This window comes from Methylocystis sp. MJC1, from assembly GCF_026427715.1.
Taxonomy (GTDB): domain Bacteria; phylum Pseudomonadota; class Alphaproteobacteria; order Rhizobiales; family Beijerinckiaceae; genus Methylocystis.
The window spans coordinates 416,598-429,888 of record NZ_CP107558.1 but is presented as its reverse complement, the minus strand read 5'-3'; the positions used below and the strand labels follow the sequence as shown (position 1 = coordinate 429,888).

The window sequence follows — 13,291 nt, the reverse complement described above, 5'->3', positions numbered from 1 at the left end:
TCCTTATTCGCCCTCCGCCTCGGCAGCCGCCTCGGAGGCGTCGACCGCCTCCACGGGCTGCTCGATCCAGCCGGCGCACACGCGCGCCGTCATGATCATCGCTTCCGCCTCTTCACGCGACACCTCTATGCCGGTGAAGAAGCCTTCGTGCTTCTTGGTCTCGCCGTCCTTCTTCTCGGTCCAGCCGACGAGATCGTCGGGCACGCAGCCGGCGAAATCTTCCATCGTCTTCACGTCGTTCTCGCCGAGCCTGACCAGCATCGCGGTGGTCATCCCGTCGATCTCGCGCAATTCGTCCGAGACGCCCATTTCCTTGCGGCGGGTCTCGTTCTCCTGCTCCACGCGCTCGAGATAATTGCGCGCGCGCATCTGAATCTCGCCCGCCGTCTCCTCGTCGAAGCCTTCGATGGTTGCGAGCTCGGGAAGCTCGACGTAAGCGAGCTCCTCGACCGAGCGGAAGCCTTCCGAAGCGAGCAACCGGCCGACAACCTCGTCGACGTCGATCGCCGACATGAAGAGCCGCGTGCGCTCCTCGAATTCTCTCTGGCGGCGCTCCGACTCTTCGGCCTCGGTCATGATGTCTATGTCCCAGCCCGTCAGCTGAGAGGCGAGACGCACATTCTGGCCGCGGCGGCCGATGGCCAGAGACAATTGGTCATCGGGCACGACGACTTCAATGCGCGAAGAATCTTCGTCGAGAACCACCTTCACCACTTCCGCCGGCTGCAGCGCATTGACGATGAAGGTCGCGGCGTCCGCCGACCACGGAATAATGTCGATGCGCTCGCCCTGCAACTCCTGCACCACCGCCTGCACGCGCGAGCCGCGCATGCCGACGCAGGCGCCGACCGGATCGATCGACGAATCGCGCGACACCACGGCGATCTTGGCGCGCGAGCCCGGATCGCGGGCGACCGACTTCACCTCGATCACGCCATCGTAGATTTCCGGCACTTCCTGCTTGAAGAGCTTCGCCATGAATTGCGGATGGGTGCGCGACAGGAAGATCTGCGGGCCGCGCTGCTCGCGCCGCACGTCATAGACATAGGCGCGCACGCGGTCGCCGGGGCGGAACATCTCGCGCGGGATCATCTCGTCGCGGCGGATAATGCCCTCGCCGCGGCCAAGATCGATGATCACATTGCCATATTCGACGCGCTTGACGACGCCGTTAACGATCTCGCCGATGCGGTCCTTATATTCCTCATATTGCCGGTCGCGCTCGGCCTCGCGCACCTTCTGCACGATGATCTGCTTGGCCGACTGCGCGGCGATGCGGCCGAAGTCGAAGGGCGGCAGCGTCTCGGAAATCCAGTCGCCGGGCTGCGCCGCCGGATTGCGCTTGCGGGCGTCCTCGATCGAAATCTGCGTGGCGTCGTTCTCGACCTTGTCGACGACGAGCAGCAGGCGCGAGAAGCGCACTTCGCCGGTGCGCGGATTGATCTCGGCGCGCACCTCGGTCTCCTGGCCATAGCGCGAGCGGGCCGCCTTTTGCAGCGCATCCTCCATCGAGGCGATGACGATCGTGCGGTCGATCGACTTCTCGCGCGCGACGGCGTCGGCAATCTGCAAAATCTCGAGTCGGTTGGCGCTGACGGCCATTATCAATCTCCCTCGGAGCGGGCGGCGCGAGGCTTCACGGGCCCCGGACCTTTCTTGAATTGCGTTTGCACGCCGGCCGGAACCAGCGGCTTGGGCTTGTTCTTCTGCGGGCTGCGGAAACGGCCCGGCCCACGGCGCGGGCGCTCTTCCTCTTGCGGCGCGGCGCCTTCTTCTTCATCGCCCGTCTGCTGGAGCTTGCCGGCGCGCAGCGATTCGCGGATCAGCGCCTCGGTGAGCATGAGCTTGCCCTCGTCGAGATCGGCGAGCGGCACGGTGACGAGCTTCTCCTCGTCGGAACGCGCGTCAGTGCGCTCGATCGTCACTTTGGCGCCGCGGCCCTCGCCCTCGACGCCCTTGATGATCCCGCGAAAGCGCTTGCGCCCGGATTCGACCGGATGCGTCAGTTCGACGCGCGCCTCGTGGCCCACGGCGCGGACGAAATCGGAGATGCGCACCAGCGGCCGGTCGACGCCGGGCGACGAAACTTCGAGCCGATATTCACCGGCGATGACGTCGGCGACGTCGAGCTCGGGCGAAAGCGCCTGGCTCGCCGCCTCGCAATCGTCGATGGTCATGAGGCCGTCGGGCCGCTCGGCCATGATCTGCAGCGTCTGGCCGTTCTGCTGCATGAGCTTGATGCGCACCAGCCGAAAGCCGAGCTGCGTCAGCACCGGCTCGGCGACATGCGCCACGCGCGCGGCGACGCCTGTCTCGGAGACGAGGCGGGGCTCGTCGAGCGGGGCGTCGATGGGAGCGGCGTTTTCCGTCAAGCGTGTCTGGTCCTGTCTGTTGGGTCCGCCAATGCGAAAAGAGCGGGTCCCGGCGGGGGGCCCACTCTCAACGGCGACCATTGCTAGAATGATCGGTATGAGATGGAAGTTGGGAGCTTATACACCGAAGGGGCGGGGGGAGGCAAGGAAAAGCGGCGATTGGCATCCATCGCCCTGATTGGCGTTCTGCAATGCGCTAGGAGCAGACGTTCGACCCACCTCCGGAACGTGACACGCATAGCGCGCCGTAAGCGCCAGCGCCCGAGTGGACCTTCGAACCACGGGACGGGGCCTTGCACCATCCCTGGCCTTCCAAACAATTGCTCTGTTGGGACCTGCTGCATTTTTGTACTGATCAAGAAACAACCGTTCGTTCAAAAGATTAAACGGTAATCGGAGGATGGTCGCCTCCTTTAGGTCGTCCGGGACGGCCCCGCCTCGCCTTGGAACTAGCCGTCCCGGCGCTTCGCGACTTCCAACTCAATCCGAGAAGTCAAAGCCTACCACCTGCATTCAGGAGTATGCTCATGCTGCGGTTTTCTCAAATCAACCGTCACGCGGTTGGTATCCCGGCTCTCGCGTTGGCGATCATAGGGCTCGCCATTCTAGGAAGCATGGGAACGAAGCGTCCCGTTTCGAGCCTTCCAGAGATGAGCGGCGCACAAATCAGCCAGCCTACCTCCGCTTCCAACTCTGGGTTCCGTGCTCAGGTTCCGCCGAACGCCTATGGCTCCGCACAGCCATCCACGAAGTCACTTGAAAGGAATGCGCAGGCTGTTTCGGGAAACCCGACGCAGGGTTCGACCGCATCCGAGGCCAGAAACTGGACCGACCAGGAATGGCAAATCGCATCCATGGCGGTATCGGCCTATCGAAAGGTGGGCAAAGTTACCCAGGCTCTCAACCCAAGCGCTTCTTCTGACCTGGTTTGGCAGCCACCGGAGGAGATAACCAACAATCACCGGCCCGCAGAGACGCGCTAAGCTGCCTCGCATCCGAGGGGGCAAGGCACCCCGCTTGCCCTCTCGCTGCGCTCAACGATCGGGGTCGCCAGTGCGGCCCGTCAATGACAACCACGACGCAGGAAGACTAGAATCCAGCGTTCAACAGGAGCTTGGAACAGCGATCCGAACCTCGCTAGCGGCCGCTACTTGCGAGCCGCTGAGCAAAGCGATGGCCATTTTGTTATTGCAGCTCGCCCTAGACGGGGCGTTAAAAGACCAGGCTAAGGAGGAGCCCGCGGGTTGCCCCGAGAAGGGTTAAGCGGCTGCTATGCTGCTCTTGCGATCGGCAAGGGCGCCTTCGCCGGCTCAGGCGGCTTTCGACGAACAAACCCAACATAGGCGCAGCGCGTCATAACGGCCCCGATTGCGGAAGAGTCGTCAGCACGGAATACGGCCTCCTCTTCTTCGTTTACTGTGAAGATCTCATAGCTCGTATTCTCTTTTCGTCCGAAGCACGCGAATTGGTAGAGCCAACCGTACCTTCCTCGGCTTTCGTCGAAAAGCCGCGCAGCGACAACTGCGAGATGCTCAAAGCCTATTTCGCGAAAGGCGCACTCCACCCATTCGGCGGAATTTTTGGCAAACTCGGCCGTGTCCCCAAGGACTCTATCCGAGACGGACTCGACGAGAACAAGACGCATTTGGAACCGAAGGCATGTAATTGCGGCATATCATTGCCGGGACCGACAACGCTTTACGCCGCTTATGGCGGAGCTCAATTGGGAGAAATACCTAGGGCGGCAGCGGCGCGCGACAACGCTCCACCCGCCGACGCGGTTATACCGGGAAGCCTCGCGAACATCCGCTCAGGGTCAATACTGGCCCTGATTTCAGAGCTTGCGCCACCTTACCTCGCCAAAAACTTGAACGCCTCCGCCTCCACAAACTTCCCCGAAACCTCTCCCGACAAAATCGGCTTGCCGCTCAAATCGAGCTTCATGGGCTTTGCGCCCGGCTCCAGCTTCAGCCGGTCGAGGTCCACCCAGAAGATCGACGGGCTGTAGGCGCTTTCGAAATAATAACGCTTGGCGCCCAGATCAGAGACCGTGCGCCAGATGGTCGAGGCGATGTTCGGGCGTTCGGGATCGGCAATGCCCAGCGGCACGGAGATGGCGCGGATCAGCGAGAAGGTCGTGGCGGTGGCGAGGCGCGGGTCCTTCTCCTTGGCGGCGGCGTTCAGATTCCAGCTCACGCGCGCGAAACGGTCGGCGGAGCGGGCCGTGCCCGGCAGGAATTTCTCGCCGTCGACGTGCTTCCAATATGACTCGATCGCAAGCTGCTGGTCGAAGCTCGGTGAGTTGGTCATCACCCGATATTGCGCGCCATGGTGGATGACGAGCTTGCCGTTCAAATATTCGAAAATCGCGCTGTCGCCCGAGGCGTCGGCGAGGGCGAGATGGGCGCCGGCCTTGTTGCCGTCGGGCAGGTCGGGCGCGATCAGGACGAAAGGCTCCTTCTGCAGCGCCGCCACGGCCTCGGCCACAGAGCCGAAATTATCGAGCGCATATTGCGCCCAGGCGCCGATGGAGAGCTTCGGCTTTTTCGACTTGGCGGCGTCGCCGTAATCCGCTTCGACGAGATAGAGCACATTGGCGACGAGCCCGGCGTCGTTCATGCCGTCGACGGCCGCGAGATTATAGAAGGAGCTGATGACCGAGCCGTGCTTGGCGGTCCATTTGATCGACCCCTGCCCCACGCCGCCGTCGCGCGCCATGCCCTTGGGGAAAGCCCAGAGATCGGTTCCGGGGTCGACCATCCAATCCATGGTGCGGCCGATTTGGTAGGACTTGGCCCCGGTCTCGTAAAGGATGCGCGTGCAGGCGTTGGCGGAAAGGCCGGAAAAAGCGAAGGCTGAGACGAGGCACAGGCTGAAAAGGGCTTTCTTCATCGCGTGACCCTCCATGAGATAGGCACGCGCGCGAGCCTATTGCGAGAAGGTTAAGCCAACATCCACTACGCTGAAATCGGCGGTAATGTTGCCTTGCGCCGCCAGCGCGAAATGAAATGAGCCGAGGCGCCAATGGTCGGCGCCCCACTCTTCGTCGCGCATCGTCACGCGCGGCGGATCGGGCGAGACGGCGAAACTGTCGAGCGCGCGGGAGAGCCCCTGGCCCGTGGCCTTCACCACCGCCTCTTTGAGCGTCCATATGGCGAAAAACATTTCGCGCCGCGCATCGCCCTCGACAGCGCGCAGCAGCGCAATTTCCTCCGGCGCGAAGAAACGCTCCGCGAGCTTCATGCTTTCCGCGCGCCGATCCTCGGATTCGACGTCGACCCCGATCTCAAGGCCTTCCGTGATGGCGACCGCCACCATGCCGCGCGTGTGGGTGATGCTGAAACGCAGATCGCGGGGCGCGTCGAGAAGGAAAGGCTTGCCGAGCGCCGTCGCCGCAAAGCGCCAATCGGAGGGAGCGCGGTCGGCGTGACTCGAAAGTTCCGCCCGCAATAGCGCATGGGCGGCAATGTAAGATTGACGGTCTTCTTCAAATGCAAAGCGCGCGGCGCGCGCGCGCTCTGCGTCATCGAGCGACGCGGCGAGCGCTGACCATTGCCCGGGCGCAACGCCCGAAATGTCCAGCGCCCGAACCGCGACGTTCACTTAGGAGACGCCGAGCTTCTTCTGCAGATTCGTCGACGACGTCGTGTATTGGAACAGCAGCTTCTTCTCGGGATAGACGTAGCGATGCGCCTTCTGCGCCGCGAGCGCGCCCTCGTGGAAGCCCGAGAGAATGAGCTTCAATTTGCCCGGATAGTAGTTGATGTCGCCGACGGCGAAGATGCCCGGATGGCTCGTCTCGAATTTCTCGGTGTCGACCGGGATGAGATTCTCGTTGAGCTGCAGGCCCCATTCGGCGACCGGGCCGAGCTTCATCGTCAAGCCGAAGAAGGGCATGAGGCGCTGGCAGGGGAGCTTCTGCTCGACTCCGTCATTGCCCTTCAGAAGCGCCGTGGACAGCTCGCCGTCGGCGCCCTCGACCGTCGTAATCTGCCCGAGCTTGAAGGAAATCTTGCCGGCCGCGACCAGCTCCTGCATGGCCGAAACCGAATGCGGGGCGGCGCGGAAGGCGTCACGGCGATGCACCAGCGTCAGGCTCTTGGCGATCGGCTGCAAGTTCAGCGTCCAGTCGAGCGCCGAATCGCCGCCACCGACGATCACGACGTCCTTGTCGCGGAAGTCCTCCATACGGCGCACGGCGTAGAAGACCGACTTGCCCTCATATTGCTCGATCGTGGGGATCGGCGGCTTCTTGGGCTGGAACGAGCCGCCGCCGGCCGCAACGACGACGACCTTGGCGTGGAAGACCTTGCCGGCGTCGGTGGTGAGGCGGAAGGCCGGCTTCTCCGGCGTGCCGAGCGAGGTGAGCGTCTCGACCATCTCGTTGAAGTGGAAGGTCGGGTGGAAAGGCTCGATCTGCTTGAGCAGATTATCCGTCAGGCCCTGGCCGGTGATCTCCGGCAGGCCCGGAATGTCGTAGATCGGCTTCTCGGGATAAAGCTCCGAGCACTGGCCGCCGGCGCGCGGCAGAATGTCGATGACATGGCATTTGATGTCCAGGAGCCCCAGTTCGAACACCGCGAAAAGCCCGGCCGGGCCGGCGCCGACGATGACGACATCGGTTTCGATCGCGGCTTCGTTGACCTGGTTCATGCGTCAAATCCTCACATCAATGGCGGCGCGCATCGCCGCACGCTGGGACGGCGAATGGGCGAATACCCTCTCTCGGGTCGGAAACGGCCTGGCGAAGAAACCGGGGAGGATTTTCGAACGCGGCCAGCCGACCGGCGGATGAGCCACCCGCCGCCGCTCGCGTTCGTCTATAGCATTCGTCGCAAGATGCAACGCCAAACCGCGCCGCGGGGACGCCGGGGGCAAACGACGATGTGTGGGTATGCCTCCTTACCTCCCCTTTACGGGGAGGTCGGCGGCCGAAGGCCGACGGGTGGGGTTCGCGCAGCCACGATCGTGGTGGGGCCTTACCCCACCCGACCCCGCTTGCGCGGGGCCACCCTCCCCGTAAAGGGGAGGGAAGAGTTCACGCCCGGCATTTGAGCGTACAGGACCACGCGCCTTCAGGCGCGCATTCCAGGGCGAGCCTGAAGGCTCGCGATCCCCTTTTATCAGCCCTGCTGGGCGGGGGTGGTCACGACCAGCCCGTCGAGCTCCGGGCGCACGGTGATCTGGCAGCACAGGCGGGAATTCGGCTTCACGTCGAAGGCGAAGTCGAGCATGTCCTCTTCCATCTGCGAGGGCTTGCCGGCCTTTTCGACCCATTTCTCGTCGACATAGACATGGCAGGTGGCGCAGGCGCAGGCGCCGCCGCATTCGGCCGCGATCTCCGGGATGTCGTTGCGGCGGGCGGTTTCCATCACGGTGGAGCCTACCTCGCCCTCGACCGTGCGGGGCTGGCCGTTGGAGTCGACGAAGGTGATCTTGACCTTGGTCGGCGCGCCGCCGCCCGGTTCGGCGCCGTAGCGTGTCGCTGTGTCGTCGAAGCTCATCTTCACCATGACGCCCGTCTTCCCTGGTCCTGGTCAACCCCGAGGTCTCGTCAAAGGCGCGACCCCGAACGCTTTCCGCCGTTCGGCCGCGCCGAACACTCGAATTTTGCTGCGTTCGATTAGCATCGGGCCGTTTGTCGCGCTAGCCCCCAACAAGACTTCCGCGCATTTCATAGGCGCCCTGCTGGGCCCGCGAAACCGGGGCCGGCTCCTGCCGCGATTTCTTTCTAGCGCCCGCGCGCCCAATCGGCCATCTTGGCGAGGGCCTGCGCCGCCGCTTGGCCAAGCGCGGAAACGGCGCCCGACCCGATATTTTCTGGCGTCTGCGCCTCCGCGCTGAAGCTGTGCCCGGCACGCGTCGCGCCACTGCTTTCGTCCACGATATAGACGGCGATCTCCACGACAGCGACATTGCGCGCCGCGTCGATTTCGAACCGCCGAATGTCGGTCGCGAGCGCCCGGTTGCTTCCGAACCCGATCCTCGAAGCAGCGACGCCGCGGCGCTGTAGGGCCTCGATCATGCGCTCGCGCAGGAGGCGCGGCAGGGGCTGCGACCATTGCGCGTCCGGCAGCAGGGCGACGCTCCCATCGACGTTGCGCACGACCACGCGCTCCGAGCTCGTCGGCGGCGTCGCCGTCGGCTCCCTGACGCCGAGAACAGGGCCGCCCATCGCAACCTGCAGAGCGCTAGGCGCCATAGCGAGATCGAAGGTTTCGCGGGTCGGAGCGACGCAGCCGGCGACAAGAAAGGCGAGGCCCGCGAAAGACGCGCGCCTTGCCGGCGTCCATATCGAAATGCGCACCTGCCCCATGCTTGGACGCCCGCCCTTCGCCTATCCGCCCGAGCCTGCACGGCTTTGGCTTATCTAGCGCGAGCGGGCCGGGAAGACAAAGCCGCGCCGGCCCACATGCCGGGCGGCCAAAGGCCAGGCGGTCAGCGCGCGCGATAGTCCGGCGTCGTCTGCGACGGGCCCCAGATGAACTGCGAGGGATCGCGCTCGATGGATTTGATCGCCTGGTCGAGCGAGTCGATCGCTTTACGGGCGTCGACCGCCAGCTGCTCATATTGCTTGAGGCCGGTCGCCGAGAAATTCTTGATATTTGTCGAGGCGCTGGCGACGTTGCCCGTGATCGCCTTGAGCTGCTTGGGGTCGAGCGCCTTCAGCGTCTGCTCGCCCGCCGCCAGGAAGCGGTCGAGCCGCGCCGCGACGGGCTTCAATGAATGGGCCGCGTCGCCGGCATCCTTAATGAAGGCGGAGATCTGCTCGGAGTTGTCCGAGAGCGTCTTGGTGAAAGTTTCCGCGTTTTTCAGCGTGCCCCGGATGGTGTCCTTGTTTTCATCGAGGAGCGTGTCGAGCTTCACGAGCAGCGCGGCGGCCTTAGTGGAAAGCGACTGCACGTTTTCGGAGCGCTCGGCCTGAATCTGCGGGTAGTGCTGCCCCTCCTCCGCGACCAGATCGGGCGCGCCGGGCGTGCCGCCGACCAGCAGCACGTCGGCGACGCCGGTGAAGCCGCGGGTCTCCAGCCGGGCGCGCGTATTGGCTTTGACCGGCGTATGCTCGTCGATCTTCACGAGAACGTCGACCTTGCTGGGATCGTTTTCGGAAATGGCGATGTGGGTGACCTCGCCGACCTTCACGCCGTTGAAAAGGACAGAAGACCCGCGCGAGAGCCCGGAAACCGACCCCGCAAAGACGATCTGATAGGCGTCCTGCTTGCCGACCTGGCTCGGTCCCGAGAACCAGAAGACGAAACCGAAGGCCGCAAAAATCGTCGCCAGCGTGAAGGCACCGATCAAGGCGTAATTGGCGCGGGTTTCCATCTTCGTCCTCTTCAGTCGGGGCTTTTCGCGGCGAATCGCCCGCCGCGCGCCCCGTGAAAATATGCCCTAAGCCAGGGATGATCCGATTCCAGCAGGGTTTCGAGCGGCCCCGCCGCAATCACTTTGCCATCGGCGAGCGCCGCGACCCGGTCGCAAATCGCGTAAAGACTGTCGAGGTCATGGGTGACCATGAACACCGTCAGCCCGAGCGTTTTCTGCAGCGTCCCAATTAGTTCGTCAAATTCCGCCGCGCCGATCGGATCGAGGCCGGATGTCGGTTCATCGAGGAAGACGAGCTCAGGGTCGAGCGCCAATGCGCGGGCCAGCGCCGCGCGCTTGACCATGCCGCCCGATAATTCCGACGGAAATTTGTCGGCCGCGTCAGGTTTCAAGCCCACAAGGTCCAGCTTGAGCATGGCGAGCTCATCCATCAGCCGGGGCGAGAGATCGCGGGTCTCACGCATCGGCATCTGGATGTTCTGCTTCACCGTAAGGCCGGAAAAGAGCGCGCCGTTCTGGAACAGAACGCCCCAGCGCTGCTCGAGCGCCCGCCTTTCGGCCGGCGCCAGCGCGTCGCGATCCCTGCCGAAAATGCGGATGGAGCCGCCGCGGGTCGGAACGAGGCCCAGAATCGCGCGGGTCAGCACGGACTTTCCCTGCCCCGAACCGCCGACAAAGCCGAGCACCTCGCCGCGATAGACGTCGAGATCGAGCCCCTTCATCACGATTTTGTCGCCGAAGCCGACGATGAGGTCGCGCACGCTGATAATGACGTCGGCTGTCGTTCCGCCCCAGCCATCGTTGGTAAGAAAGCTCATAGAGGCCCGGTTAGTAATGAATCGAGGCGAAAAAGATGGCGAAGAGGCCATCGAGCACGATGACCATGAAAATCGATTTCACGACAGAGGACGTCACCTGACGGCCGAGCGATTCGGCGGAGCCTTGCGTCGCCAGCCCGTCGATCATCGCGATCAGCCCGATGACCAGCGCCATGAACGGCGCTTTGATGATCCCGACCATGAATGTGTTGAATCCGATGGCTTCCCTGAGCAGTGAGGAAAAAGCTGCGGGGCTGATGCCGCCATAGCCCCAGGAGACCAGCATGCCGCCGAAGAGCGCGGACATATCCGCGATGAAGGTCAGGATCGGCAGCGACAGGATGAGCGCCAGCACCCGCGGCGCGACGAGCACTTCGATGACCGAGAGGCCCATGACGCGCAGCGCGTCGATCTCCTCCCGCATCTTCATGGAGCCGATTTCGGCGGTGATGGCGGAGCCCGAGCGGCCCGCGATCATGATGGAGGTGAGCAGGACGCCGAGCTCGCGCAGCACCAATATGCCGATCAGGTCGACGGCGTAGGTTGTCGCGCCAAATCTGATGAGCTGGTAAATGCCCTGCTGGGCGACAATGGCGCCCACGAGGAGATTGATGAGGATAACGATCGGCGCGCTGCGCAGACCGATCAGCTCCATATGCGCGACGAGAGAGGTCCCGCGGAAATGGCGCGGGTGCGTCGCGATATATCCCAGCACCGCGACGAATTCGCCCAGGAAGGCGATGCCCCGGTAGAATTCCTTCAGGCTGTAGACGATGGCGCGGCCGACATCCGCGAGAAGCTCCAGAACGATGGGGACGGACTTGCGCGCGGGCGCTTGGAAATCGCGGTAGGTTGCTTCCTCGAGCAATATGTCGTGCTCGGGACGCACATGTTCGAGCGCGACGCCGACATTGGATCGCGCAAGCGTGCGGCGGGCGCGATTGATCAGCCAGGCGCCGGCGGTGTCGAGACGCGACACGCCAGAAAGGTCGAGTGTCACGAAGTCGCCGCGGCGACCGAAATCGACGACCTCCTGCGCCTTGTTTTCGAGGCGGCGGGAGGCCGCGAGGGTCCAATCGCCGGCGAGCGCCAACCGCGCGCCGCCCTCGAGGGGCGAGACGTCCGGGGGATTCTGGGCGGCGTCGACAGCCATGCGGCCTCGTTCGGAAGGCGATTCAGCGGCAGCTTGCAAATGCTCTTAACTTCGTGACATGCGGTCGACAAGCGCGCAAGCGCACAGTATTCGCCGACTTGCAAGCTAATGGAGCCATGCCCTTGCGCATCGAGCTGACTCTCGCCGTCGAAGCCTACCCCATCGCCGGGCGCTTCGTCATCTCTCGCGGCGCCAAGACGGAGGCGCGGGTGGTCACGGCGATGCTACGCGCGGGCGATGTCGTGGGACGCGGAGAATGCGTGCCCTACGCACGCTACGGCGAGAGCGTCGAGAGCGTCGTCGCGGCGATCGAGGGCGTGCGCGGCGAGATCGAATCGGGCGCCGACCGGGCCGCCTTGCAGCGACTGCTGCCGGCAGGCGCGGCGCGCAACGCCGTCGATTGCGCCATGTGGGATCTGGAGGCCAAGCGCTCGGGCCGGCGCGCCTATGTGATCGCGGGCTTCGAGCGCCTCTCGCCGCTCGTCACCGCATATACGCTATCGGTCGGGACGCCCGAGGAGATGCGCATGGCCGCGCTCAAAGCCGCCGCCCGGCCGCTCCTGAAGGTAAAGCTCGCCGGCGAGGGGGACGACGCAAGGCTCGCCGCCGTCCGGGAAGGGGCTCCGCATGCGCAGCTCATCGTCGACGCCAATGAAGCCTGGCGCGAGGAGACGCTGGCCGTGCAGCTCGACGTCTGCGCGCGCCACGGCGTCGCGCTGGTCGAGCAGCCCTTGCCCGCTGGCAAGGACGACATATTGGCGAAGATCGCTCGGCCCATCCCCATTTGCGCCGATGAAAGCGCCCACGACAGGGCTTCCCTGGAGGCGCTCAGGGGCCGCTACGACGCGGTCAATATCAAGCTCGACAAGGCCGGGGGCCTTACCGAGGCCCTGGCTATGGCGGAAGCGGCCCGGCAGATGGGCTTGCAGATCATGGCCGGCTGCATGGTCGGCACCTCGCTCGCCATGGCCCCGGCCATGCTGATCGGCGAGATGGCGGCTTTCGTCGATCTCGATGGACCGCTGCTGCTCGCCAGGGACCGCGAGCCGGGCCTGGTCTATGAGGGCTCGACCATGACCCCGCCGCCCGTCGCGCTTTGGGGGTGATTACATCCCCTGCTCGACCGGCTGACCGGCGTTGAGCCAGGCCTGGATGCCGCCGCCGAAATGGGTGTTGCAGTCGCGCCGCCCAACGAGCCGGGCCTGCTCCATAGCCGACACGGAACGCCGGCCCGAGCGGCAGTAAATGACGACCTTCTGCCCCTCTCCCGCGACGGGGAGCTTCGTCGGGTCGAAGCGCGAGAGCGGGTTGAACAGCGCCCCCTTGATATGGCCGGCGGTATATTCGTCGGCTTCCCGGACGTCGACCAGAAGGATCGAGCCGTCGGCGAGACCGGCCTTAAGCGCATCGAGGCCGATGTCATTGAAAGGAGAGGCGTTCATCAGTTTCGACTCCAGAGAATGTCTTATCCACAGGATCAATCGCATGCGAGCGGCCCCCCGTCCAGAGAGGCCGAGCGCCGCGATTTCTTAAGCACAAACCGGGCTATGTGAACGGGCTGAGGAGGCCTGCCGGAAAATTCGGCAGAAGCCGCAACGTGGCATTTACGTTTCGAGGCGACA

At 64.2% G+C, this 13,291-nt stretch carries 13 protein-coding genes; 2 read left to right on the top strand and 11 right to left on the bottom strand.

Annotated features, from left to right (window positions below; all coding sequences use genetic code 11):
- Nucleotides 1-3 precede the first annotated feature (3 nt).
- Together nusA and rimP are read right to left on the bottom strand one after the other, a co-directional pair.
- Complete coding sequence (nusA, locus tag OGR47_RS02125; protein ID WP_165052504.1) at nucleotides 4-1,602, bottom strand: transcription termination factor NusA; 1,599 nt, start codon at nucleotides 1,600-1,602, stop codon at nucleotides 4-6.
- A gap of 2 nt (nucleotides 1,603-1,604) precedes the next feature.
- Nucleotides 1,605-2,372, bottom strand: a complete 768-nt coding sequence (gene rimP, locus OGR47_RS02120; protein WP_246729703.1) for a ribosome maturation factor RimP — start codon at nucleotides 2,370-2,372, stop codon at nucleotides 1,605-1,607.
- Between the two features lie 527 nt (nucleotides 2,373-2,899).
- Here rimP and OGR47_RS02115 point away from each other — a divergent pair.
- Nucleotides 2,900-3,355, top strand: coding sequence for a hypothetical protein (locus OGR47_RS02115; protein ID WP_165052509.1), 456 nt, complete (start codon nucleotides 2,900-2,902; stop codon nucleotides 3,353-3,355).
- An 868-nt stretch (nucleotides 3,356-4,223) separates the two neighbouring features.
- Here OGR47_RS02115 and OGR47_RS02110 read toward each other — a convergent pair.
- The 8 genes from OGR47_RS02110 to OGR47_RS02075 form a co-directional block, all read right to left on the bottom strand.
- Entirely contained in the window at nucleotides 4,224-5,264 is a 1,041-nt protein-coding gene (locus OGR47_RS02110; RefSeq protein ID WP_165052511.1) for a linear amide C-N hydrolase, read from the bottom strand.
- A 36-nt stretch (nucleotides 5,265-5,300) separates the two neighbouring features.
- Nucleotides 5,301-5,975 (bottom strand): 4'-phosphopantetheinyl transferase family protein, encoded by a 675-nt coding sequence (locus OGR47_RS02105; RefSeq protein WP_165052513.1) that lies wholly within the window; start codon nucleotides 5,973-5,975, stop codon nucleotides 5,301-5,303.
- On the bottom strand, nucleotides 5,976-7,025 hold the full coding sequence (locus OGR47_RS02100; protein WP_165052515.1) for an NAD(P)/FAD-dependent oxidoreductase: 1,050 nt from the start codon (nucleotides 7,023-7,025) through the stop codon (nucleotides 5,976-5,978).
- 470 nt (nucleotides 7,026-7,495) lie between these two features.
- Nucleotides 7,496-7,885 (bottom strand): 2Fe-2S iron-sulfur cluster-binding protein, encoded by a 390-nt coding sequence (locus OGR47_RS02095; protein ID WP_210340712.1) that lies wholly within the window; start codon nucleotides 7,883-7,885, stop codon nucleotides 7,496-7,498.
- 218 nt (nucleotides 7,886-8,103) lie between these two features.
- Nucleotides 8,104-8,688, bottom strand: a complete 585-nt coding sequence (locus OGR47_RS02090) for an ABC-type transport auxiliary lipoprotein family protein (RefSeq protein ID WP_165052519.1) — start codon at nucleotides 8,686-8,688, stop codon at nucleotides 8,104-8,106.
- 122 nt (nucleotides 8,689-8,810) lie between these two features.
- On the bottom strand, nucleotides 8,811-9,698 hold the full coding sequence (locus OGR47_RS02085) for an MlaD family protein (protein ID WP_165052521.1): 888 nt from the start codon (nucleotides 9,696-9,698) through the stop codon (nucleotides 8,811-8,813).
- A gap of 11 nt (nucleotides 9,699-9,709) precedes the next feature.
- Complete coding sequence (locus tag OGR47_RS02080) at nucleotides 9,710-10,516, bottom strand: ABC transporter ATP-binding protein (RefSeq protein ID WP_165052524.1); 807 nt, start codon at nucleotides 10,514-10,516, stop codon at nucleotides 9,710-9,712.
- Between the two features lie 10 nt (nucleotides 10,517-10,526).
- Nucleotides 10,527-11,669, bottom strand: a complete 1,143-nt coding sequence (locus tag OGR47_RS02075) for an ABC transporter permease (protein ID WP_165052526.1) — start codon at nucleotides 11,667-11,669, stop codon at nucleotides 10,527-10,529.
- 116 nt (nucleotides 11,670-11,785) lie between these two features.
- Between OGR47_RS02075 and dgcA the strand changes: the two genes are divergently transcribed.
- The gene (gene dgcA, locus OGR47_RS02070; protein WP_165052528.1) at nucleotides 11,786-12,775 is read left to right on the top strand and encodes an N-acetyl-D-Glu racemase DgcA; all 990 of its coding nucleotides are present in this window, start codon (nucleotides 11,786-11,788) and stop codon (nucleotides 12,773-12,775) included.
- On the opposite strand, the gene OGR47_RS02065 is transcribed toward dgcA, so the two are convergent.
- A complete protein-coding gene (locus OGR47_RS02065) occupies nucleotides 12,776-13,111 on the bottom strand; it encodes a rhodanese-like domain-containing protein (protein ID WP_165052530.1) in 336 nt (111 codons plus the stop codon).
- Nucleotides 13,112-13,291: the final 180 nt, after the last annotated feature.

Coding starts and splice junctions, on each gene's coding strand:
- nusA (WP_165052504.1), bottom strand. CDS start 1,602: ATGGCCGTCAGCGCCAACCGACTCGAGATTTTGCAGATTGCCGACGCC.
- OGR47_RS02115 (WP_165052509.1), top strand. CDS start 2,900: ATGCTGCGGTTTTCTCAAATCAACCGTCACGCGGTTGGTATCCCGGCT.
- OGR47_RS02110 (WP_165052511.1), bottom strand. CDS start 5,264: ATGAAGAAAGCCCTTTTCAGCCTGTGCCTCGTCTCAGCCTTCGCTTTT.
- OGR47_RS02100 (WP_165052515.1), bottom strand. CDS start 7,025: ATGAACCAGGTCAACGAAGCCGCGATCGAAACCGATGTCGTCATCGTC.
- OGR47_RS02095 (WP_210340712.1), bottom strand. CDS start 7,885: ATGGTGAAGATGAGCTTCGACGACACAGCGACACGCTACGGCGCCGAA.
- OGR47_RS02090 (WP_165052519.1), bottom strand. CDS start 8,688: ATGGGGCAGGTGCGCATTTCGATATGGACGCCGGCAAGGCGCGCGTCT.
- OGR47_RS02085 (WP_165052521.1), bottom strand. CDS start 9,698: ATGGAAACCCGCGCCAATTACGCCTTGATCGGTGCCTTCACGCTGGCG.
- OGR47_RS02080 (WP_165052524.1), bottom strand. CDS start 10,516: ATGAGCTTTCTTACCAACGATGGCTGGGGCGGAACGACAGCCGACGTC.
- OGR47_RS02075 (WP_165052526.1), bottom strand. CDS start 11,669: ATGGCTGTCGACGCCGCCCAGAATCCCCCGGACGTCTCGCCCCTCGAG.
- dgcA (WP_165052528.1), top strand. CDS start 11,786: ATGCCCTTGCGCATCGAGCTGACTCTCGCCGTCGAAGCCTACCCCATC.
- OGR47_RS02065 (WP_165052530.1), bottom strand. CDS start 13,111: ATGAACGCCTCTCCTTTCAATGACATCGGCCTCGATGCGCTTAAGGCC.